15 protein-coding genes are annotated in these 22,351 nt (G+C 69.3%); 9 read left to right on the top strand and 6 right to left on the bottom strand.

The window, feature by feature from the left end; translation table 11 throughout:
* Positions 1–23 precede the first annotated feature (23 nt).
* Positions 24–569, bottom strand: coding sequence for an ECF transporter S component (locus LC438_RS16450; RefSeq protein ID WP_223587217.1), 546 nt, complete (start codon positions 567–569; stop codon positions 24–26).
* A gap of 166 nt (positions 570–735) precedes the next feature.
* Between LC438_RS16450 and LC438_RS16445 the strand changes: the two genes are divergently transcribed.
* Positions 736–3,765: a S8 family serine peptidase gene (locus tag LC438_RS16445; RefSeq protein ID WP_223587216.1), complete on the top strand. Its 3,030-nt coding sequence runs from the start codon at positions 736–738 to the stop codon at positions 3,763–3,765.
* A gap of 153 nt (positions 3,766–3,918) precedes the next feature.
* Here LC438_RS16445 and LC438_RS16440 read toward each other — a convergent pair whose 3' ends face one another.
* From LC438_RS16440 to LC438_RS16430, 3 genes are all read right to left on the bottom strand, one after another.
* Entirely contained in the window at positions 3,919–4,836 is a 918-nt protein-coding gene (locus LC438_RS16440; protein WP_223587215.1) for a pirin family protein, read from the bottom strand.
* The gene (locus LC438_RS16435) at positions 4,833–5,135 is read right to left on the bottom strand and encodes a GNAT family N-acetyltransferase (RefSeq protein WP_105673810.1); all 303 of its coding nucleotides are present in this window, start codon (positions 5,133–5,135) and stop codon (positions 4,833–4,835) included. The genes LC438_RS16440 and LC438_RS16435 overlap by 4 nt, the downstream gene beginning before the upstream one ends.
* A gap of 160 nt (positions 5,136–5,295) precedes the next feature.
* Positions 5,296–6,738: an MFS transporter gene (locus LC438_RS16430; RefSeq protein ID WP_223587214.1), complete on the bottom strand. Its 1,443-nt coding sequence runs from the start codon at positions 6,736–6,738 to the stop codon at positions 5,296–5,298.
* A 59-nt stretch (positions 6,739–6,797) separates the two neighbouring features.
* On the opposite strand from LC438_RS16430, the gene LC438_RS16425 reads away from it, so the two are divergent.
* On the top strand, positions 6,798–7,304 hold the full coding sequence (locus tag LC438_RS16425; protein WP_223587213.1) for a MarR family winged helix-turn-helix transcriptional regulator: 507 nt from the start codon (positions 6,798–6,800) through the stop codon (positions 7,302–7,304).
* Positions 7,305–7,363: 59 nt separating this feature from the next.
* The gene (recQ, locus tag LC438_RS16420) at positions 7,364–9,391 is read left to right on the top strand and encodes a DNA helicase RecQ (protein WP_223587212.1); all 2,028 of its coding nucleotides are present in this window, start codon (positions 7,364–7,366) and stop codon (positions 9,389–9,391) included.
* Between the two features lie 125 nt (positions 9,392–9,516).
* On the opposite strand, the gene LC438_RS16415 is transcribed toward recQ, so the two are convergent.
* Together LC438_RS16415 and LC438_RS16410 are read right to left on the bottom strand one after the other, a co-directional pair.
* Positions 9,517–10,740 carry a hypothetical protein gene (locus LC438_RS16415; protein ID WP_223587211.1) on the bottom strand — a complete coding sequence of 408 codons (1,224 nt, stop codon included), beginning with the start codon at positions 10,738–10,740 and terminating at the stop codon, positions 9,517–9,519.
* A 58-nt stretch (positions 10,741–10,798) separates the two neighbouring features.
* Positions 10,799–12,061 (bottom strand): TetR/AcrR family transcriptional regulator, encoded by a 1,263-nt coding sequence (locus LC438_RS16410; RefSeq protein ID WP_105673985.1) that lies wholly within the window; start codon positions 12,059–12,061, stop codon positions 10,799–10,801.
* A 137-nt stretch (positions 12,062–12,198) separates the two neighbouring features.
* Here LC438_RS16410 and LC438_RS16405 point away from each other — a divergent pair, with 137 nt between their 5' ends.
* The 6 genes from LC438_RS16405 to LC438_RS16380 all read left to right on the top strand — a co-directional run bounded on the left by LC438_RS16405 (position 12,199) and on the right by LC438_RS16380 (position 22,186).
* Positions 12,199–13,497 (top strand): MFS transporter, encoded by a 1,299-nt coding sequence (locus tag LC438_RS16405; RefSeq protein ID WP_105673820.1) that lies wholly within the window; start codon positions 12,199–12,201, stop codon positions 13,495–13,497.
* A gap of 2 nt (positions 13,498–13,499) precedes the next feature.
* Positions 13,500–15,260, top strand: a complete 1,761-nt coding sequence (locus tag LC438_RS16400; protein WP_223587210.1) for a glycoside hydrolase family 3 protein — start codon at positions 13,500–13,502, stop codon at positions 15,258–15,260.
* 276 nt (positions 15,261–15,536) lie between these two features.
* Complete coding sequence (locus LC438_RS16395; RefSeq protein ID WP_223587209.1) at positions 15,537–16,112, top strand: RNA polymerase sigma factor; 576 nt, start codon at positions 15,537–15,539, stop codon at positions 16,110–16,112.
* Positions 16,113–16,549: 437 nt separating this feature from the next.
* On the top strand, positions 16,550–20,155 hold the full coding sequence (locus LC438_RS16390) for a choice-of-anchor G family protein (RefSeq protein WP_223587208.1): 3,606 nt from the start codon (positions 16,550–16,552) through the stop codon (positions 20,153–20,155).
* A gap of 73 nt (positions 20,156–20,228) precedes the next feature.
* Positions 20,229–21,047 (top strand): DUF5819 family protein, encoded by an 819-nt coding sequence (locus LC438_RS16385; protein WP_223587207.1) that lies wholly within the window; start codon positions 20,229–20,231, stop codon positions 21,045–21,047.
* A complete protein-coding gene (locus LC438_RS16380; RefSeq protein ID WP_374197881.1) occupies positions 21,044–22,186 on the top strand; it encodes an HTTM domain-containing protein in 1,143 nt (380 codons plus the stop codon). The genes LC438_RS16385 and LC438_RS16380 overlap by 4 nt, the downstream gene beginning before the upstream one ends.
* Positions 22,187–22,351: the final 165 nt, after the last annotated feature.

The raw sequence follows: 22,351 nt of genomic DNA, 5'->3' as shown, positions 1-22,351 counted from the left end.
GGCCGAAGAGGAGAGGGCCCGCGCTAGCGGCGTGCGACGCCGGCGCGGCTGAGCGCTGTGCCGATGGCGAGGCCCACCGCAGTCCAGGCGATCGGGCCGAGGATCGAGATGACGAGATATGCGATCTGCGCCCACAGCGCCATGGTCGACAGGTGCGCGGCGAAGAACACCACGACCGCGACGAACACGCCGATCACCGCGGCGGAGACGAAGAAGCGCCAGGCGCCCCACGAGCGGTAGCGCGTCAGCGCGGCGACGCCCTCCTGGATCGCGCCGAACAGCAGCGCGGTGCCGATGAAGCGCAGCGCCCACGCGGGGTTGAAGGCGCTCGCGATGAGCGCGGCGATCACGTGCGTGACGATGGCGACGAGGGGGCGGCGGAGCACCTCCTGCGCGATGATGCCGGGCAGCACGTGGGAGCCGAGCACGAGTCCGTAGAGGAAGGCGGGGCCGGCGAGCACGGGGACGGTCACCCAGCCCGCAATGCCTCCCAGGATGCCGGTCGCCACACCGATCGCGGCGCACACGAGCAGGACGCGGGTCGGCAGGGGGGAGCGGGAGGATGCCACGTCTCCAGCCTACTGTCGACCAACGGCGGCGACGGCTGGCCGATCGTCTAGGAACCGGCTGTGGATCTGGTGAGAGTCGGATTCCGGGACTACTTTGAGCGACGGTGCGGCAACGCGGCTGCACCATAGGACATCGGGAGCACCAATGGGTCGAACACCCCTCCGGATGGCAGCAGCCACCACCCTGGCGACGCTGTTCATCGCTTCAACCGCCACCGCCGGCTACGCAGGAGTAGAGGAGGTGACGCATCCCACCCCTGTCGAGGGCACTCCCGGGCACTACATCGTCGTGATGAAGTCCGACCCGCTGGCGAGCTACACCGGCGAGGTCAAGGGACTCAAGGCGACCAAGCCCGTCGAGGGCGAGCAGCTGGAGACGGAGTCCGAGGACTCGCAGCGCTACATCCAGCACCTCGAGACCGAGCAGCAGACGCTCGCGCAGGAGGTCGGCGTCACGCCGGACACCACGTACCAGACCGTTCTCAACGGGTTCAGCGCTCAGCTCACGGGCGAGCAGGTCGACAAGCTGCGCGCGTCGAAGGACGTCTACGAGGTGTTCCCCGACGAGATCCGTCACCCCGATGCGCAGACGTCGACGTCCTTCCTCGGACTCGGCGACGACAAGAAGGGACGCGGCGGCCTCTGGCAGCAGACCGGCGGCGTCGACCGCGCGGGTGAGGGCATCGTGGTCGGTGTGATCGACACGGGCATCGCACCGGAGCACCCCTCGTTCGAGGGCAAGAAGCTCAAGAAGCAGAAGCGCGACCACAACCGACACAAGGGCAACCAGCCCTACACCGACGGCACCTACGTCTACTTCGACAAGTCGGACGGCGGGCAGTTCAAGTCCCTCATGGTCGAAGGCCAGGGCTGGGACAAGGGCGACTACTCGACCAAGATCATCGGCGGCCAGTACTTCTACACCGGTGCGCAGGCAGACGGCTTCGACTTCCAGTACGACTACCTGTCTCCGCGTGACGGCGCAGGCCACGGCTCGCACACCGCGAGCACGGCCGCCGGGAACTTCGGAGTGAAGGCGTCGATCGAGAACGTCGACTTCGGCAAGATCTCCGGCGTCGCGCCCGGCGCCAAGATCTCGGCGTACAAGGCCTGCTACGAGGGCCCGGACCCCGCCGTCACGACCGACGACATCTGCGCGTTGAGCGACCTCGTCGCGGCGATCGATCAGGCCGTCGCCGACGGCGTCGACGTGATCAACTACTCCATCGGCGGCGGAGCGGCCAAGACCGTGCTCGCCCCCGAGGACATCGCGTTCTTCAACGCGGCGGCCGCGGGCGTGTTCGTCTCGGCGAGCGCCGGCAACGACGGCCCCGACCCCGTCACGGCCGATCACGCATCGCCCTGGTACACGACGGTCGCGGCATCCACCATCCCGACCTGGGAGGGCACCGTCACGTTCGACGGGTTCGCGCAGGCCGGCGCCTCGGTCAGCGTGCCGTTCGGCACCACCGTGACCGGTCCGTCGATCTACGCGGGGGATGCCGCGGCAGCAGGAGCGGCGAACGCGCAGCAGTGCCTCCCAGGCACCCTCGACCCGACGAAGGTCGCGGGGCACATCGTGGTCTGCGACCGCGGCAACAACGCCCGCGCCGAGAAGTCGCAGGTCGTGAAGGACGCCGGCGGCAAGGGCATGGTCCTCGTGAACGTGCCGGGTGGAGCCGACTCGCTCGACAACGACTTCCACGCCGTTCCGACGGTTCACCTCGCCTCCGCGCACCGTGCGGCCGTGCTCGCCTACGTGCAGGGCGGCAAGGACCGTCCGATCTCGCTCATCGGCAAGAACACCACCGGAGTCACGACTCCCGTCCCGCAGATCGCGGGCTTCTCGAGTCGCGGCCCGATGCTCGCCGACGGCAGCGACATCATGAAGCCCGACATCGCAGCGCCCGGCGTCGCGATCCTCGCGGCGACGAACAACGCGCCGGACGAGAAGCCGACCTTCGGCATCCTCTCCGGCACGTCGATGGCGGCGCCGCACATCGCCGGACTCGCGGCGCTGTACCTCGGCGAGCGTCCGAAGGCCACGCCGGCGGAGATCAAGTCCGCGATGATGACGACCGCCTACGACACGGTCAACGCCGACGGTTCGAAGAACCGGAACCCCTTCGAGCAGGGCGCGGGTCAGGTCGATCCGACGCGCTACTTCAACCCGGGCCTGCTGTACCTCAACGGTGCGAAGGACTGGGCGGCGTTCCTGGAGGGCAAGGGACTCGGCGCCTTCGACGGCGTCGACCCGATCGACGGCAGCGACCTCAACATCGCGTCCTTCTCGATCGGCTCGCTCGCCAGCGCGCAGACCGTCACGAGGACCGTCACGGCCACCGAGAAGGGCACGTTCACGGCATCCGTCGATCTGCCCGGCGTCAAGACGACGGTGACGCCGTCGACGCTGAAGTTCGACCGTGCGGGGCAGACGGCCACCTTCACGGTGACCTTCGACAACCAGAGCGCCCCGGTGGAGCAGTGGGCCACCGGCTCTCTGACGTGGACGAGCAAGAAGAACACGGTGCGCTCGCCGATCGCGGTGTTCCCGGTGACGGCGGATGCTCCGCCCGAGGCCTCGGGCACCGGTGTCGACGGATCCGCCACGGTGGAGATCGTCCCCGGCGTGACCGGCGACCTCGCCCTCACGCTGTCGGGTCTCACCCCGTTCGAGCTCCTCGCCGACCCGGACGGCCGGGTCGATGGGCACTCGGGCGACGAGGCGTCGGGCGATGCCGACAAGAACGTCTCCTGGCTGGTCGATGTGCCGGCTGGCACGACGCTGTCGCGCTTCGACCTCGACTCGTCGGATGACACGGGCAGCGACCTCGACCTCGCGGTCTACCGCGTGGTCAGCCCTGACGACCTGCGCTACTACGACAAGTGGCAGTCGGCGACGGGTTCGGCCGACGAGCAGGTCACGCTGAAGGCTCCGAAGGCCGGAACCTACCTGGTGGTCGCGAACGTGTACTCGACCTCGGCGCCGATGACGTGGGACATGACCGTCGCCAACGTGCAGCCGAGCGGAGAGGGCGCCTTCACGGCCACCCCGAACCCGATCGCGGCGACGCGCGGCACCAAGACGAGCTTCCAGCTCGGCTGGAGCGGCCTCACCGCCGGGACCCGCTACCTCGGCCTCGTGCAGTACGGCGAGTCGGCGGTGTCGACCATCCTCACGGTCGACGCGCAGTAGCCCCGCAAGACGGAACGCGGTGAGGTCGCACAGACCTCACCGCGTTCCGTCGCGTCTTCGGAGAACGGAGACGGATGCCGCGCATCAGGGCGTGTCGGCGGGGACACGCCGCGTCGGCGTCGGATCATCTGGGGTTTCCGAGGCGAGGCGGCCTCAGATCCTGCGGCCCCGTGGCATCAGTCGCACGTCGGGCAGGGGAGGGGCGGGGATGCGCACGTCGTGCCCCTCGACCTCGCCGAAGCGGGCTGACGCGGCCTCCCAGTCGGCCCTCGCGACGGCGATCTCGTCGTGCGTGCGGCCTGCGAAGTTCCACCACATCACGATCTCGTCTTCGAAGGGCTCGCCGCCGAGCAGGAACAGCAGCGCCCCTTCGGCGCTCGACACCTCCACGCTCTCCCGCGAGTCGCCGAGATAGAGGGTGTCGTTCAGGGCGAGCGGATGCTCCGCCACGGTCGCCGCGCCCTCGACGAGCATGATCCCGTGCTCCCAGTCGGCGCGCAGCGGCAGGTGCACGGTCGTCCCGGCCGGCACCACGATCTCCGCGCCGACGATCGGCGTGTGCACGGTCGCCGGAGACGTCGCCCCCGCGAACTCGCCGAGCACGACGGTGGCCGCGGCATCCGCTCCGTCGGCGGCGGGCAGCGTGACACCTGGCAGCGCGGTGTGGCGTTCGAATCCGGCGGCGCCGTGCCGCGCCGACTCGGGCAGCACGACCCAGAACTGCAGGGCGTCCAGTGGGATCGGCTCCTCGCCGATCGAGTACTCCGAGTGCGAGATGCCGTTCCCCGCGGTCATGAGGTTCAGCTGCCCGCGGCGCAGGTCGGCGTCGCTGCCGAGCGAGTCACGATGACGGATCTCCCCGACCAGCGGCCAGGTCACGGTCTGCAGGCCGATGTGGGGGTGCGGTTCGACGCGCATCCTCGTGTCTGCGGGACCGAACCGGTCGAGGAAGCACCAGGCGCCGATCGTCGGCAGGTTGCGGTGCGGCAGGGCGCGCAGCACGTTCATGCCGCGCACGCCGCCGAGGGGCACCTCCCGTGGCTCGAGGATGAGCCGGTGCTGACCGATCATGAGTCGCGGCGTCCGGGCCAGCGGATCTCCGCCCCGGGGATCTCGTGCGTCTCGAGGTACTTCGCGATGTACGGGCACAGCGGCACGATCGCCTCGCCGGATGCCGCGGCATCCGTCAGGGCGTCCTTCGCGAGGATGCCGGCGAGCCCCCGCCCCTGGAACGCCGGATCGATCTCGGTGTGCGTGAAGCGGATCGCGCCGGGGCGCAGCTCGAACTCCGCGAAGCCGGCGAGGCCGCCGTCGAGCGTGATCTCGTAGCGGGAGGCGTCGTCGTTGCGGGTGACGGCGATATCGGTCATCGGATGCTCCTTCTGCGGTCTGCGTCCAACCTACGCCCGCCGGGAGCGGGAGGGCTCGCTCCGCGCGCCGACGCCCGGCCTGGCCTCCGTCTCTCAGATGGGGAGTCGTCTCGTAGGCGGGGCGTCGGGCGCAGACGGGGCCGGGCGCGACGGAGCGGGCTCAGTGCACGGGCTCGGCGTCGGCGAGACCGTGCGCGTCCTCCCGGCTCGTGCGGGGGAAGGCGAAGCTCACGGCGACGAAGATCGTGAGCGTGATCGCCGGCACGATGAGGGTGTGCTGGAACGCCTCCGACGGCGATCCCGACCCTGCGGCGTCGAAGAACACCGAGGCGAAGATCGCGACGCCCACGGCGCTGGCGATCGCCTGCACCGCGGTGAGCACTCCGGATGCCGAGCCGATCTCATCATCTTTCACGGCCGCGAGGATCGTGCTGAACAGGGCGGCGATGATCGCTCCCCCGCCCATGCCGAAGAGGACGATGCCGGGGGCGATCCCCCAGATGCTGAAGTCTCCCGGCTGCTGGAGCTCGAACCACAGCAGAGCGGTGCCGGCGAGCTGCGTCACGGCGCCCAGCTGCAGCACGGAGCGGCCGATCTTCTCGGCGAGCCAGGCGCCGCTGAGCGCTCCGCCGATCGCGGAGCCGATCGCGAGGGGCAGGTTGCCGAGTCCGGCCTCGCCGGCGGTGAAGCCGTTGCCCTGTTGCAGGAACAGCGTCAGCACGAGCTGCGTGCCGGTGAGGCTGCTGAAGAAGAGGGCGATGCCCACGAGCCCGAACGTGTAGGCGCGCCGCGTGAACATGGTGGCGGTGACCAGCGGCACGCCTCCTCGGCGCAGCAGGCTGTGCTGCTGCCAGCCGAACACGACGAAGCCGAGAGCGCCGACGACCACGCACACCCAGGCCCAGACCGGCCAGTCGAGCTCGGGGCCGAACGTGAGGGCGAGCACGAGCAGGCCGGATGACAGGATGATGAGCGCGCCCCCGACGGGGTCGATCGTGACCCTGCGGTCGCCGGATCGCTTCGGCAGGATGCGCCAGGCGACGATCAGCGCGGCGATCCCGATGGGCAGGTTCACCAGGAAGACGGAGCGCCAGCCGAGTCCGAACAGGTCGGCCTCGATGAGTCCGCCGCCGATGACAGGACCGAGGATGCCGCCGAGTCCGAGCGTGGGCCCGAACACGCCGAACGCGGTCGCCAGCTCGGCGCCCGAGAGGTTCTCGCGCAGCAGTCCGAGCCCCTGGGGGAGCAGCAGTGCGCCCGCGGCGCCCTGGACGAGTCGGAACGCGATGAGGGTCTCGGGGCTCGGCGCGAGCGAGCAGGCGAGGGATGCCGCGGTGAACACGGTGAGCCCGAGCAGGAACATCGGTCGGCGCCCGTACCGGTCGCCCAGCCGGCCGCCGAGGATGAGTCCGGCGCCGAGGGCGAGGGCGTAGCCGCCGATCACCCACTGGAGTCCGAGCGGGGTGACCCCGAGGGACGTCTCCAGCGAGGGCCCGGCGACGTTGACGATGGTCGCGTCGAGCATGTCCATGATCTCGGCGGCGAGCATCACCCCGAGGATCGCCCAGCGCCAGCGGTAGGGAGGTTCGGTCGTTTCGGCCATGTCATCTCACATCTTGATAATCAATAGAATTAGCAATTATTCATACTACTATGACAGACATGGATGCGACGTCGAACCAGCGTGCGGCTGGACGAGAGGGCTACTCGCCGTCGAGTCGCCACGAGACCGAACCGGCGGAGGAGCGCGACATCCGGTCGCGCGTGCAGCAGCTCACGATGCGGCAGCAGCGATTCGAGAGATCGCTCGCGAAGCGGCTCGACCTGGATGCCGCCGGACTGGAGGTCGTCGACCATCTCATCTCGTCCGGGCCGACGACGCCGACCGAGCTCGCGCACCGGGTCGAGATCTCTACCGCCGCCATGACCCTCGTGCTCAACAGGCTCGAGGATCGAGGGCACATCGGCAGGGAGCGGCATCCGTCCGACGGGCGCAAGCTCATCGTGACGGTGTCGAATTCCGCAGCCGCCGACGCCGAGCGGATGGTCGCGCCGCTCATCGACGAGGTCGAGGACGTGATCTCGGCGATGAGCGAGGAGGAGCGCGCCGTCGTCTCGCGATTCCTGGACGACCTCATCGGCGCCTACGACCGCTCGACTCCGGACTGAGCCGCCCGCCTGTGGAGAACGCGGGGCGTGACGTCGGCGGGGGTGGTTACGCTGGAGGGATGCCGCAGACTCCCCGTGACCCGTACGAGGATCTGCCGTATGCAGACGAGCCCTGGGGTGACGGGTGGGAGCCGAGCGAGCCGCCGGAGCCCATGGACTGGGAGCCGCAGGGCTCAGGGTACGAGCCTCCGCTCGACTGGGGGCCCGGCCCGCGGACGCCCGTGACGGCATCCGCCCCGGCATCCGGTGCGCCCGTGCGCAGGGCGACGCCCAGCCGCTTCGCCACCGCGCAGGAGGCGCTGCACACGGTCTTCGGCTACGACGAGTTCCGCGGCGACCAGGCCGAGATCGTGGAGCAGGTGATCGGCGGCGGGGATGCCGTCGTGCTCATGCCGACCGGCGGCGGAAAGAGCATCACCTATCAGGTGCCGGCGCTCGTGCGCGAAGGCACCGGACTCGTGATCAGCCCGCTCATCGCCCTCATGCACGACCAGGTCGACGCCCTGCGCGCCAACGGCGTGAACGCGGCGTACCTCAACTCGACGCAGTCGATCGACGAGCGGCGCGAGGTCGAGCGCGCGTACGTCGCCGGCGAGCTCGATCTCATCTACGTCGCGCCGGAGCGGCTCAGCAGTGCGCAGACCACCGCGCTGCTGCAGCGCGGCACCCTGAGCGTCATCGCGATCGACGAGGCGCACTGCGTGTCGCAGTGGGGTCACGACTTCCGTCCCGACTACCTCGCTCTCGGCGACCTCGGCGAGAGGTTCCCCGGGGTGCCGCGCATGGCGCTCACGGCCACGGCCACCAGGGCCACGCACCAGGAGATCACCGAGCGGCTGCGCCTCGACGCCGCGCGGCACTTCGTGGCGAGCTTCGACCGCCCGAACATCCAGTACCGGATCGTGCCGAAGGTCGATCCGCGCAAGCAGCTCGTCGCCTTCATCCGCTCGATGCCGGAGGGCGCAGCGGGCATCGTCTACGCCCTCAGCCGCAAGTCGGTGGAGCAGACCGCGACGTACCTCGCCGCGCAGGGTTTCGACGCGCTGCCGTATCACGCGGGGCTTCCGGCCGAGGTCCGCGCGACCAACCAGTCGCGGTTCCTCCGCGAAGACGGCGTGGTCATGGTCGCCACGATCGCGTTCGGCATGGGCATCGACAAACCCGACGTGCGCTTCGTGGCCCACATCGACCTGCCGAAGTCGGTCGAGGGGTACTACCAGGAGACCGGTCGCGCCGGCCGAGACGGCGAGGCCTCCGTCGCCTGGATGGCCTATGGCCTCGGCGACGTGGTGCAGCAGCGCCGTCTCATCGACCAGAGCCCCGGCGACCGCACGTTCAAGATGCGCATGGGGCAGCATCTCGACGCGATGCTCGCCCTGTGCGAGACCGTCGAGTGCCGCAGGCAGAACCTGCTCGGCTACTTCGGCCAGGACTCGCAGCCGTGCGGCAACTGCGACACGTGCCTCGAAGACACCGCGACCTTCGACGGCCTCATCCCCGCGCAGAAGCTCCTCTCGACGATCGTGCGTCTCAAGAAGGAGCGCAACCAGGCCTTCGGCGCCGGTCACCTGATCGACATCCTCCGCGGCGCGTCGACCGAGCGCATCCGTCAGCAGGGCCACGAGAAGATCGCGACCTACGGCATCGGCGCCGACCTCTCCGATCAGGACTGGCGCAGCGTGGTGCGGCAGCTCCTCGCCCGCGGCATCCTCGTCGCGCAAGGCGAGTACGGCACTCTGGCCCCCGGCGAGCTCGCGGTAGGCGTGCTGAAGGGCGAGACCCCTGTGCCGCTGCGCAAAGACACCATCGGCCGGCCGGCGTCGGCGCCTCGCGCCCGCAAGGCGAGTGCGGCGGATGCGCTGGATGCCGGAGACCGCCCGCTGTTCGAGGCGCTGCGCGCCTGGCGTGCGGAGACCGCGCGGGAGCAGGGTGTGCCCGCGTACATCGTCTTCGGCGATGCGACGCTGCGTGCCCTCGCTGAGCATCGGCCCGCGTCGATGGGGGCGCTCGACGGGATCACGGGCATCGGTGAGAAGAAGCGCGAGGCCTACGGCGAGGGCGTGCTCGCCGTGATCGCCGCAGGCTGAGCCGCGCTCACGCGGCGGTCGTGTCCCGGTCGTTGAGCGGAGGAGCGCCGCGACGAGACGAGACGCGGTGGCGGATGCTCACTGCACTCCCTCCATCGCAGGGAGGAATCAGCCGCTGACCGTGCTCAGCGCCCGGCGGCCCACTCCGGGTTCACGGCGATCGCCGTGACGTGGAGGTCGCGCCGGGGGAAGTCGATGCCGTCGACGTCGATCTCGATCCGGCGCTCGCCGCTGATGGCGTCCGCGCTGAAGATCGCGAGGCTGAGGAGCTTGTCGTACGATTCGCCGCGGTTCGGGTTGATGAAATCCTCCTCCGTGGCGACGCCGAAGACGCGGCCTCCGCTCTGCGCCAGTGCACCCTGGTCGGTGCCGACGACCGGGCTCAGGTCACCCACGAACCCGCCCAGATCCGCCGCCGGCTCGGCGTCCACCGACCTCGACTCCGCGATCTCGGCGAGCGGGATCGACCACAGGGTGGCCCCGGCGGCCCAGTGCAGTCGTCCCTCCCAGACGAAGGGCGTGCCCGATTCCCACCCCAGCACCGACTCGGGGTAGTGGATCTCGAGTTCCTGTCTGTCCCCTGTGGTCCGGTCCCAGATCTGCAGGCTCTGGTGCGCCGAGGTCTCCTCGTCGACGATCTCGCCCAGGCCGAGCGCGCGGTCCTGGTCGCAGACGAGCGTGCGGACGCCGGTGAACACGCCGAGCCCGTCGATGTCGCGCGACTTCGAGGTCACGATGCGCACACCGGACTCGTCGACCAGGGCGACATCGTCGCCGCACGTGGTCAGCGCGGGGTTGACGTACCCGAGGTCGATCGTCGTGATCTCTTCCGTGGCGGCATCCACGAAGGCCAGCTGCTGACCTTCGGCCGAACCCGTGTACACCGCGAAGCCGTCGGCGACGGCGAGCCTCGCCCGCTCCGACGACGACTCCTTCGCGCCCGACAGGGGCAGCGCCGTGAGTCCGTCGTCATGGATCAGGTACTCGTCTGCGGGGCCGCCGACGCTCAGCCCCGCCTCCGACCACGCGAGCCTCGACTCCTCGAAACCCCGCTCCTCGAGCTCCACCGACCGCGTCTCTCCGGCCTCGTTCACGAGTACGAGATAGGCGTGGTCGCCGGCGTGCAGGCGCAGGGCCACGACGGCGTCTTCGAGGCCGAAGTCCTCGGAGATGGGTGGGGCGTTCAGCATCCTGACAACGGAGGGGATGCCGAAGAACGCCGCCCAGATGCCGACCAGCACGAGGGCGACGATGATCCAGCTCTTCAGCAGACCGGGCCCCGTGCCCTTCCCGCCACGATCAGGGCGCCCCTTCGCCTTCTGTGCCGCTCGGCCCCCCGCAGTGCTCATGGGAACGATCCTGTCAGAGCGAGGCGGTGCTCGACGGTCGGAGGTGCGGGGACGCGTCTCAGCGTGCGGGAAGCACGTCGTCCAGGTGGGCGCGGAGCTGCACGGCGACGTCCACCGCGTCGCGGTCGTAGAGCCACTGGTACTGCAGGCCGTCCCACAGGGCGATGAGCCAGATCGCCTCGCGCTCGGGGTCGCGATGCTCGGGAAGGTCGCCGTCGAGCTGAGCGAGCCGGAACACCTCGGTGAAGTAGTCCAGGCTGCGCTCGAAACGGCGGATGAAGTAGTCGTGGGCGGGGTGGCCTGCGGGCACGGCCTCGCACGAGAGCACCGCGTACACCTCGATGAGGCCGGGTTCGACCTCGGCGTTGTGCGCGGCGCCCGCGGGCATCCCGCGCAGGAGGTCGGCCGCGCGGCAGGGGGTCGTCGCGTGGTCCTGGAGGCGGATCGCGTCGTCGCGTTCCATGAGCACCGCGCTCAGCAGCGCCTCCTTGGTCGCGTAGTGGTGCAGCAGCGTCGACTTCGACACCCCCACCGCCTCAGCGATGTCGCGCAGGCTGGTGTCTCCGTATCCGCTGCGGGCGAAGAGCTGCGTGGCGTCGACGAGGATCTGCGCTCGACGTCGGCGGCCGGCCGCGTAGCCGGCCTGGTCCTCGTCGGCGAGGCCGCTGAGCGCCAGTTCGGGAAGAGGGCCCGACGGCTCGGCGGGCGCTTCGGGCTCCTCGGGGTCGCGCCATCCGACCGGCGTCGCCCACAGCCCTTCCCGCTCTTCGAGCATCTCCACGACGTCGACGCGCTCCGGGAGGTACTGCGCCATGAGCTGCAGGCCGTCCCACCCGGCCATGTGGCGGATCGTCTCGCCTTCGAGCTCGCGATCCGCGGAGATCACGCCGTGGTCCACGGCATCCTGCATCGCGTCGACCGTCAGCTCGCGCATGGTGGCGTAGCGCTCGCGCATCCGCTCGTGAGCGGGGTGGGCCGGGGCCGACGCCTCGCCGGTGAGTGCGGCGTACAGCTCCAGGTAGCCGGGGGTCTCCGCGTTGCGGGTGGCGAGCTCCGAGAGCACGAGGGACCCCGGCTCGGCGGCGGCGGTGAGGACGCTGACGGCCTCGGCGTTCTCCTCCTCGAACTGCGCGACGACCTCGGCGAGCAGGTCGTCCTTCGAGGCGAAGTGGCCGAGGAGACCGGGATGACTGACGGATGCCGCGGCGGCGATGTCGCGAAGCGAGGTGGAGCGGTACCCCTGGGCGACGAAGAGCTCGCGGGCAGCCGTGAGGATGCGCTGCCTCGTGGCAGCGGCACGAGCATGCCGGGTGTTCGTCATCGCATCCTCCCAGGACACTCTATCCTCGCTCATTACCAATCGGTCGAGATTCACTTACCAAACGGTCGAGATTCGTGTATCGTCGAGTCCGCGCCGATCGCGGAAGACCGGCGGAACCTTGCCCGAAAGGATCTCCCATGACAGAGCTGTCATCGGCTGCGAACGCCGCAGCCGCCGGAACCACCGGCTTCAAGCTCCCCGGAACCACCCCCGAGAAGACCCCCCGCGGCTATACGCCCGGTCTCGCCGCGGTGAACTTCGGCGTCTACCTCGCCCTGCTCACCCCGGTCATGGTCTCGATGGCCTTCAAGGTCCAGCACCTCGACCCGACCAACACCGAGGGGAGCCTCGGCCTCGTGATGGGCGTCGGCGCCGCATTCGCCCTCGTCGCCAACCCGCTCGTCGGGCGCCTCTCCGACCGCACCACCTCGCGCTGGGGGATGCGTCGTCCGTGGATCCTCGGCGGTTCGATCGTCGGTCTCGGCGGGTTCGCCCTCATCGGCGCCGCGTCGTCGGTGTGGATGGTGCTGCTCGCCTGGTGCCTGGTGCAGACCTCGATGAACGCGGTCCTCGCCGCAGCGAACGCCACCCTGCCCGACCAGGTGCCCGTCTCCAGCCGCGGCAAGGTCTCCGGCCTCGTCGGCATCACCACCCCGATCGGCATCCTCGCCGGCAGCTTCCTGGTGAACTTCCTCCCCGGCGACTTCGAGCGCTTCGTGGTCCCGGGCGTGATCAGCCTGATCCTCGCCATCGTCTTCGTGGCCATCCTCAAGGACCGCGTGCTCACAGAGAAGCCCGCCGAGCGCTTCACGATCGGCATGTTCTTCGGCTCCTTCGTCTTCAACCCGCGCAAGCACCCCGACTTCGGCTGGACGTGGCTGACCAAGTTCATGGTGATGTTCGGCTACGCGGGCATCGCGACCTTCCTGCCGCTCTACCTCGTCACCAAGTTCGGCCTCGACGAGCAGGGCGCCGTCGGCATCATCCTCGCCGCCAACCTCGCCTCGATGGCGGCCATGGCCGTGTCCTCGCCCCTCGGCGGGTTCCTCTCCGACAAGATCGGCAAGCGACGCCCGTTCGTCGCCGTCGCCGGCGTGATCATGGTCGTCGGTCTCGTGATCCTCGCGATCGCCCCCAGCATCCCGGTCGTGATCATCGGCCAGGCCATCATCGGCCTCGGCGCCGGCTCGTTCTTCTCGGTCGACCTCGCCCTCGCCACCGAGGTGCTGCCGAACCCGGACGACGTCGCGAAGGACCTCGGCGTGCTGAACATCGCCAACGCCCTTCCGCAGTCGATCGCCCCCGCCGTCGCCCCCGGCATCATCGCCCTGGGTGCCGCGACCCCTCTCGGCGGCTACCCCACCTGGTACCTGTTCGGCGCGGTCGTCGCGCTCGCAGGCGCCGTGCTCGTCTACCGCATCAAGGGAGTCAAGTGACGATGTCCGAACGGAACGAACGCCCCTGGCTCGACGCCGATCTGCCCGTCGACGAGCGCGTCGAGCTGCTGCTCTCCGAGATGACCCTCGAGGAGAAGGCCGGGCTCTTCTTCCAGACCATGATCGTGATGGGCGAGGGCGGTGAGCTCTCCGAGGGCGACGCGAACTTCGGCATCCCCTCGAACCGCGAGTACGTGGTCGGCCGCCACATGAACCACTTCAACCTGCTCGGCGTCGCGCCGAAGGCGAGCGACATCGCCGCCTGGCACAACAGGCTGCAGGAGCTCGCGGCATCCACCCGCCTCGGCATCCCCGTGTCGATCTCGACCGACCCGCGGCACTCGTTCAGCGACAACCCCGGCGCGACGATGTTCGCGGGGCCCTTCTCGCAGTGGCCGGAGCCTCTCGGGCTCGCTGCCACGCGTGACGCCGCGCTCGTCGAGCGCTTCGGCGACATCGCCCGCCAGGAGTACACGGCGGTCGGCATCCGCGTCGCTCTGCACCCGCAGGTCGACCTCGCCACCGAGTCGCGCTGGGCCCGGCAGCTGCAGACCTTCGGCGAGGATGCCGCCCTCGCCGGTGAGCTCGGGGCGGCCTACGTGCGCGGCTTCCAGGGCGAATCGTTCGGCCCCGGCTCGGTCTCCACGATGACCAAGCACTTCCCCGGGGGCGGTCCGCAGAAGGACGGCGAGGACCCGCACTTCGACTACGGGCGCGAGCAGGTCTACCCCGGCGACAACTTCGAGCACCACCTCCTTCCGTTCGAGGACATCTTCGCCGCCGGCGGTCGCCAGATCATGCCCTACTACGGCATGCCGGTCGGCACGCAGTATGAGGAGGTCGGCTTCGGCTTCAACAAGGGCGTGCTCACGGGGCTGCTCCGCGAGCGGTTCGGATTCGACGGCATCGTCTGCACCGACTGGGGTCTGGTCACCGACCAGCCGATCATGGGCACGGACTTCGCCGCGCGCGCCTGGGGTGTCGAGCACCTCACCCCGGCCGAGCGCATGGTGAAGATCCTCGATGCCGGCGCCGACCAGTTCGGCGGCGAGAACGAGACGGAGCTGCTGATCGGCCTCGTGCGCTCGGGAGAGGTCGCGGAGGGTCGTCTCGACGTCTCCGCGCGCCGCCTGCTGCGCGAGAAGTTCGAGCTCGGGCTCTTCGAGGACCCCTATGTCGACGTGGATGCCGCGGACGCCATCGTCGGCTCCGCGGAGTTCCGCGCGGCGGGCGAGCAGGCGCAGCGCGCCTCGGTCGCGGTGCTGTCCAACGACGGGGTGCTTCCGCTGCGGACGGGGCTGAAGCTCTACGTCGAGGGCATCGCGCCCGAGGCGGCGGCGCGCTACGGCGAGGTCGTCGCGACACCCGAGGAGGCGGATGCCGCGATCCTGCGTCTGCAGGCCCCGTACGAGCAGCGCGCCTCGATGTTCGAGAACTTCTTCCACGCGGGCTCGCTCGACTTCCCGGAGGACGTCATCGCCCACGTCGCCGAGGTCGCGGCATCCGTCCCGACCGTCGTCGACGTGTTCCTCGACCGCCCCGCCATCCTCGGACCGATCGTGGAGGCCGCAGGCGCCGTCGTCGCGAACTGGGGCGCGGGCGCCGACGCGCTGCTCGACGTGCTCACGGGAGCCGTCCCCGCAACGGGGAAGCTGCCGTTCGACGTGCCGAGCTCGATGGCCGCTGTCGAGGCGTCGCGGCCCGACGTCCCGTTCGACACGGAGGACCCGCTGTTCCGATTCGGGCACGGTCTGTCCCTGTAATCGTGCACGGAGAGACGCCCCGCCGGCTTCGGCCCGCGGGGCGTCTCTTCGTCTGGGTGGGGAGGCCTCACCACGCTGCGCTTCGAGGTGTCGAGCGGCTGCGAGGAGCTCGATTGTGCACGGCGGGAAAGGCGGGCAGGGGGCGACGGCACACCCGTCATCCGGGCCATCTCGGCGCGTTACTATCTCCTTAGCACTGCTGTAGGGGGGAAGCCGAGTCGACGGATCGTCGGGCTCGGATTGGTCTGCGGCTGGCAAGGAGTGATCGGAGGGGGCTTGTCAGCGCGTGAGAAGCGCCGTGACGCGGTGATCGCGTCGGCGCGCGAGGAGTTCGCTGCGCTCTTCGCGGAGCATCGGACCACGGTGCGCCGATACCTCGAACGAGGCCTGTCGAACGACGACGACGTCGATGACGTCCTCGGAGACGTGTTCATGCTGGCCTGGGTCAAGTTCGACCCGAAGCGGCCGTTCCGCCTCGCCTGGCTGCTGAAGGTCGCAGACAACAAGCTGCGCGACCATGAGCGAGGGGCGAAGGCGCGAGCGCGGTTGTTCGATGCGATCGGGCTGATGTCGGTGCCCGGTGCGGGTCGGGCCGACGTGCTCGATCACCTCGCCGTGCGACAGGCCGTCGCCACGCTGAATCAGCGGGAGCGCAGCATCGTCGAGCTGATATACAGCGAGAGGCTGTCGGCCGGTGAGGTCGCCGTGCGGCTGGGCTGTTCGCAGGCCGCGGTGAACACCGCCCTGAGCCGCGCGAGGATGAAACTCAGGGCGCAGCTGGCCACGGAATCGGATGCAGCGCCTCCCGTGTCGACGACGGGGCTGGTAGCCGTGCCGCGCGGCGACAGCTGAGTCGTTCGTCGGACGGGCATGCCGAGGAGGTGACCCGCGAAGCGGTGGTCGATGGATCTGGAGTTCTCGTCGAGCAACGGCGTCATGTCGGCATCCGACACGATGGCGGTTGAGCCCACGCATCAGATCAGGATGCGCTCGAAGCTATGCGTCACCTGGGAACCCACGCAATATCAAAACCCTGGATAAACCCGAATGTAAGAAACTCGCATCTCGCGCAACTAAGAGAAGGAACGCCGTGGCGTTGCCTGGCTGGCAGGTGACCTCGCGGCAACCCCCGTCACAATCCTTCACTTCTGAAGTTTTCTGTGGATCCGCTGGACATTCGGTGAGTTGTACCGGAATACTGGCATGGCATGCGCTCTGTCGACTCGATGTCGATACCTGGGGAGGGCCTTGTGACGCGAACGAAGTTCTGCATCACACGGGAGAGGCGAATGAAGAACATTGAGGGGAAGACCCTGCGGAGACGCAGGGCAATCGGAGGGGGCATCGCCGCGGCAACCGCGGGCGCTGTCATCCTCACCAGCGCGCTGGTGCCCATGGGCGCCACTGCCGCACCGAGCGATGATTCCGAGGCACTCGGCCAGATCATCCGCACCGAGCTGCTCGGCGGAGACATCCTCGATGTCTCGCAGGCCGTCAGCGGGAATCCGAGCGACATCGGGCCGGAGATCACTCCGCTCAACGTCACTCTGCTCCAGGGGCTGACCGTCGATCTCGGCGGCGGCCTCCAGCTTCCGCTGATCTCGGGTCCGGGTGGAGCAGGCCTCCTCGACCTCGGTCAGCTCGGCGTGCTCAACTCCTACGCAGGGTCGCCCACGGCGAACACCTCGACGGCCAGCGCCGGTGCGATCAGCCAGGACGGCACGATCGCCACCGACATCAACAACCCCGGCGCCTACGGCAACGCGAAGCTGAACCTGACCGACGTGCTCGACCAGCTCGGTGTCGCGGGGATCACCGACCAGGTCGTCGACAACCTCGGCATCGAGCTCGGCGCGATCGCGTCGACCGCGACCGCCACGGGCACCGCGTCGGACGTGACCTTCGCTTCGGAGTACACGGTCGCGGACCTGGAGCTCAACGTCTCCAGCCCGCTCGTCGGCACCGTAGCGACCTCGCTCGGCGGCGTCCTCGGCGGCGTCGGCGACACGCTGGACGCGGCCGTCGGCACCGGCGGTGTCCTCGACTCCGTGGTCAGCGCCGTCAACCTCAACCTCGGTGTTCCGGCCGTCCTGCAGGTGCAGATCGGCGGCGGAACGATCGCGATCGACGGACTCGACGCGGCGATCACCGCCGCGACGAACACCCTGATCAACGAGCCGCTGGCCGACCCCAACGGAATCGTCTCGATCAACCTCGCGAACGGCCTCGTCTCGGTCGACCTCGCGAAGATCGTCAACGGGCCTGCGGCGACCGACCTCAACGGTCTCGACCCGAACACGCTCGTCCTCGACGACACCACGATCACGGCGATCACCTCCGCGGTCACCGCGGCCCTCGGGACGCTGACCACCAAGGTCACGACGGTCGTCACCGACCTGATCAACAACCTGAGCCTCCACATCGAGCTCGGCGCGCACGTCACCGCGCTCCTGCTGAACGCCGATGTCGACATCACCGTCGACGTGAAGCTCGGTCAGCTCACGGGCGCGATTCCCGGGAGCCCGGTCGTCGGCGTCGACGGAGATCTGCTGGGCATTCCGCTCGGCGGCGTTCTCTCGCTCGTCACGACGCCGGTGATCAACCTGCTCACGACCACGCTCGCGCCGGTCATCAGCACGCTGCTCACCACGGTCACCAGCGGTCTCGCCCCGGCGCTCGACGGCATCCTCAACCCGGTCGTCGCCGCGCTGAGCCCGCTGTTCGACGCGCTGAACGAGGTCGTCGAGATCAAGATCAACGAGCAGGAGGAGCCGGGAGTCCTCGGTGCCGAATCGTTCACGGTCAACGCCATCAGCTTCGAGCTCCTTCCAGGGCTGGGTGCGCTGAACCTCGACCTCGCCTCCTCCACGGTGCGCGCGGCCGAGATCGCGGCGGTCGACCCGACGGTCGATGCGCAGGATCCGGTTCAGGCCGGAAGCAACCTGCCGGTGGTCGGTGCGAACTGGGTTCCCGGATCCACGGTGACCCTCACGCTGCGCAACGGCTCGAACGACACGATCGGCACGCCCGTGACGTTCACGGTCGAGGCCGACGGCAGCTTCCCGGCGAACACCGTCTACGCGATCCCCGCGGGTACCGACGTCGGAACCGACTACGTGCTGACCGCGGCTGACGACGAGGACCCGCAGAACGTCGCGACCGACACGGTCTCGATCACCGCGGGCGGCGGCGGAGACGTGAACACCAACGCGGCGGCTTCGGCATCCGCGTCGGCAGACGCGACCGCGAACGGCGACCCGGCAGCGCAGGCTGCGGCTGTTGCCGCGGCTATGGCGACTGCCGACACGCAGGCATCGGCTGACACCTCGGCTGTGGCGACGGCGAACACGCAGGCTGCAGCCCAGGCTGCGGCTGAAGCAGCCGCGTTCACCGCTGACGATGCGGATGCCTCGGCTTCTGCATCGACGACCTCGACCTCGGCGGCGAACGCTCAGGCTGCGGCGGCTGCTCAGGCGGCTGCTCAGGCGAACGCTGATGACGACGTCAACGCGGCAGCTTCCGCTGCTGCGACGACGGACGTGAACGCCAACTCGGCGTCGGCGGCGAACGTCGCTGCGACTGCTCAGGCGAACTCGTCGGCCAACGCGTCGCAGGAGGCCTCGACCAACGCGAACGCCGCGGCATCGGCATCCGCCTCGGCGAACGCCGACGTGTCCAGCTCGGCTGTGGCTCAGGCCGCGGCTCAGGCGGCGGCGTACACCTCGACCGACGCGAACGCATCTGCGAGCGCGGCGGCTGACTCGGACGCGATCGCGGCTGCAAAGGCTGCGGCCACCACGACCGCATCGACGGCGGCAACCGCGGACGCGACCTCGGCCGCGAATGCGAACGCTGCGGTCGCTGCTCAGGCTGCGGCTCTGGCCAATGCGTCCACCAACGCAGCTGCGTCGGGATCTGTCACGGGCGATCAGGACACGAACGCATCCACGGCATCCCAGGCTGCGGCCATCACCAACGCGTCGACCAACGCCTCCGCGAATGCGGTCGCCGAGGCGAGCGCATCGACCGACCCGGGAGCGCAGACGCAGGCGTCCACCAACGCATCGGCAGAGGTGAACACCAACGCATCGGCATCGGCAGCTGCGTCGGCCCAGGCGGACAACGACAACAACGCGGCGGCTCAGGCTGCTGCGGTCGCTGCTGCACAGGCGAACGCAGACACGAAGGCGAGCGCGAAGGCGACGGCCAACGCCACCGCCGCGGCGCAGGCCGCAGCAACGGCTCAGGCTGAGGCGGGAGCGTCGACCAACGCATCGACCGATGCGACCAGCGAGACCAACGCCCGTGCGGCTGCGGCTGCGCAGTCGTCGGCTGAGGCTGACAGCTCGCAGGCCGCTTCGGCTCAGGCCCAGGCCAATGCCTCGGCTGCGGCATCCGCTGCTGCCAACGCGAACGCGTCGACCGAGGCCTCGGCCGCGGCTGCCGCCGATGTGAAGGCGTCTGCCTCGACGAACGCGAACGCCTCGGCGGCCGCGAACCCGCAGGGCAAGCTCGGCATCACGATCAAGTCGCCGGTCCTGGAGCGCGGCCAGCAGCAGACCGCTGTCGGCACGGGCTTCAAGCCGGGCGAGGTCGTCACCGGCGTAATGAACTCCGACCCGCTGGCGCTGGGCACCCAGGTGGCCAACGCTCAGGGCACGGTCACGTTCACGTGGGCGATCCCGGCCGGAACCGACCTCGGCACGCACACCGTCACGCTCACCGGCCCCGAGTCGGGTAGCGTCGCGGGTACGTTCAAGGTCGTGGCCACCGGCCTCGCCGCCACCGGCGGCACGGCGCCCAACGGCTGGATCGTTCTCGGAGCCCTGCTCCTGATGTTCGGTCTGGGCACGGCGCTGGTCGCACGCAAGCGCGCGACGGCCGCGGCAGAGTAAGACAGAAACGCTGTCACAGGTCGGGGTCGCCCTCATCGGGCGGCCCCGGCCTTCAGTGATGAGAAGGACTCTTATGAGCACGAAGACCGATCAGGCTCCGAGCGACACGGAGGCGGATGCCGTCGCTGTCGCGACCAGACCACGACCGACCTGGTGGGTGAAGCTCTTCGCCTTCGTCGCGTGCCTGTTCACCCTGTGGCACGTGTTCGCGTCGTTCCTGTGGATCGCACCGTACTCGGCGCTGCGCGAGATCCCCACGCAGGACGTGCTCGCCAGCTACATGCTGCCGATGTTCGGCCAGTCGTGGAGCGTCTTCGCCCCCGAGCCGATCAACGGGGACTACCACTTCAACGTCCGCGCCGTCATCGAGAAGGACGGCGAAGAGGTCGAGACCGGCTGGGTCAGCGCGACCGACGTCGAGCTCTCGATGATCCGCTACAACCTCTTCCCGCCGCGCGCCGGCATCCAGTCCAGCGAGGTCGCGAGCGGGCAGATGAACGCGTACAACGACCTCAGCGAGCAGCAGCAGGCCGTCGCCGCCCTCGACTTCGCGAAGGACGGCTGGGAGGACTGGATGGTCGGCTCGTTCGACAAGCTCGAGGGCGACGACAAGCCCTCAACGGTCGAGTACATGAAGGCCGAGCACCTGGCCACCGCCTACGCCACGCAGGTCGCCTACGCGATCTGGGGAGCGGATGCCGTCGTCAAGGTGCAGTACCGGGTGAGCCGCCAGAACGTGGTCCCCTACGCCGAGCGCAACAACCCGAACGCCCAGCGCCCCGATCCGACGTTCTCCACGACCGGGTGGCGCGCGCCGATCGAGGAAGAGGGACAGAACCGCGGCAACTTCGCCGACGTCTTCCGTGCACAGTTCGAGAGGACCCAGCAGTGAGCGTCGACACCCGGGCGCCGAAGGCGCCCAAGACCGTGAAGAAGACGGACGCTCCGGCATCCGCCCCCGAGGCGCCGCAGGCGTCCTTCCCCGCGCGCCTGCTCACCTTCGTCGCGTCGATGATCTCGGGATTCTGGGCGATGCTGCTGTCGGCCGTCGACAAGATCTCGGCGTTCGTCTCGGACTGGCTGTTCAACGGCAAGAAGGCCCTCTACGGACTCGCGGTCACCCGCATCCTGTTCGGCGTCACGGCCCTCGGCCTGCTCGCCTCGAACTTCGGCACCCGCCTGTACACCTTCGGCTCGGGCTCCGCCTGGAACGGCGAGCTGGCGCAGCCGGTCAGCGACTTCCCCAAGATCTGGATCTTCAGCGCGTTCCACGCGGCCATGGGCAACGATCTCGCCTACACGGCGCTGTACCTGCTGCTCGCCGCGCTGGCCGTGCTGTTCGTGCTCGGCTGGCGGTTCCGCATCGTGCTGCCGGTCTTCTTCTGCCTGTGGGTGGGCTTCATCGAGGCCAACGACATGGTCGGCGACCAGGGCGACAACATGTTCCGCATCGCGCTGCTGCTGCTGTTCTTCGCCGACCCCGCCGCCCGCTGGTCGCTCGACGCCCGCCGCCGTGCGAAGAGCGGCGACTGGTTCGCCGCCGGCAGCCAGCCCGCGCTGCTCGGCACGGTCTTCCACAACCTCGCGCTGGTGGCGCTCACCGCTCAGGTCTGCTTCGTCTACGCATCCGGTGCGCTGTTCAAGGCCGGGGGTGCGCCGTGGGAGCAGGGGTACGCGGTCTACAACCCGCTGCACACCATGCGATTCGGCACGTGGCCGGTGCTCAGCGAACTCGTCACGACCTGGGGTCCCATGGTCGTGGCGTTCAGCTGGGGATCGATCCTTTTGCAAGTGGCGTTCCCGCTCGCGCTGCTCACGCGTCCGACGCGGCTCATCGCGCTGGTCGGCATCCTGTCCTTCCACATCGGCATCGCCGTGCTGATGGGGCTGCCCTGGTTCTCGCTGACGATGATCGCGATCGACTCGATCTTCATCCGCGACCGCACCTGGGAGCGTCTGAGCACGGGCGTGCGCCGACGCTGGAACGCGGCCAAGACGGCGCCTCCGCCTCCCGCATCCTCTCTGGCCTGACCCGGCGATCAGACCTCACCTGGCCAACGATCAGGCCAGCGCGGATCAGAAATGCCTCTCCGGACCGCTTCGGAGGGGCATTTCTGATCCATCCAGGGGTAGACGGGGCGGAAGAGGGGGATGCGGGGAGGACTGTGGGTGGGCGACAACGCGACCGGGGGATGC

The organism is Microbacterium sp. OVT16B (genome assembly GCF_019969705.1).
Classification (GTDB): Bacteria; Actinomycetota; Actinomycetes; order Actinomycetales; family Microbacteriaceae; genus Microbacterium; species Microbacterium natoriense.
This window is presented reverse-complemented; position numbering and strand designations above follow the sequence as displayed.

Excerpts from the sequence above, each read along its gene's own strand:
- LC438_RS16445 (WP_223587216.1), top strand. The coding sequence starts at position 736 with ATGGCAGCAGCCACCACCCTGGCGACGCTGTTCATCGCTTCAACCGCC.
- LC438_RS16440 (WP_223587215.1), bottom strand. The coding sequence starts at position 4,836 with ATGATCGGTCAGCACCGGCTCATCCTCGAGCCACGGGAGGTGCCCCTC.
- LC438_RS16435 (WP_105673810.1), bottom strand. The coding sequence starts at position 5,135 with ATGACCGATATCGCCGTCACCCGCAACGACGACGCCTCCCGCTACGAG.
- LC438_RS16430 (WP_223587214.1), bottom strand. The coding sequence starts at position 6,738 with ATGGCCGAAACGACCGAACCTCCCTACCGCTGGCGCTGGGCGATCCTC.
- LC438_RS16425 (WP_223587213.1), top strand. The coding sequence starts at position 6,798 with ATGGATGCGACGTCGAACCAGCGTGCGGCTGGACGAGAGGGCTACTCG.
- recQ (WP_223587212.1), top strand. The coding sequence starts at position 7,364 with ATGCCGCAGACTCCCCGTGACCCGTACGAGGATCTGCCGTATGCAGAC.
- LC438_RS16415 (WP_223587211.1), bottom strand. The coding sequence starts at position 10,740 with ATGAGCACTGCGGGGGGCCGAGCGGCACAGAAGGCGAAGGGGCGCCCT.
- LC438_RS16410 (WP_105673985.1), bottom strand. The coding sequence starts at position 12,061 with ATGACGAACACCCGGCATGCTCGTGCCGCTGCCACGAGGCAGCGCATC.
- LC438_RS16405 (WP_105673820.1), top strand. The coding sequence starts at position 12,199 with ATGACAGAGCTGTCATCGGCTGCGAACGCCGCAGCCGCCGGAACCACC.
- LC438_RS16400 (WP_223587210.1), top strand. The coding sequence starts at position 13,500 with ATGTCCGAACGGAACGAACGCCCCTGGCTCGACGCCGATCTGCCCGTC.
- LC438_RS16390 (WP_223587208.1), top strand. The coding sequence starts at position 16,550 with ATGAAGAACATTGAGGGGAAGACCCTGCGGAGACGCAGGGCAATCGGA.
- LC438_RS16385 (WP_223587207.1), top strand. The coding sequence starts at position 20,229 with ATGAGCACGAAGACCGATCAGGCTCCGAGCGACACGGAGGCGGATGCC.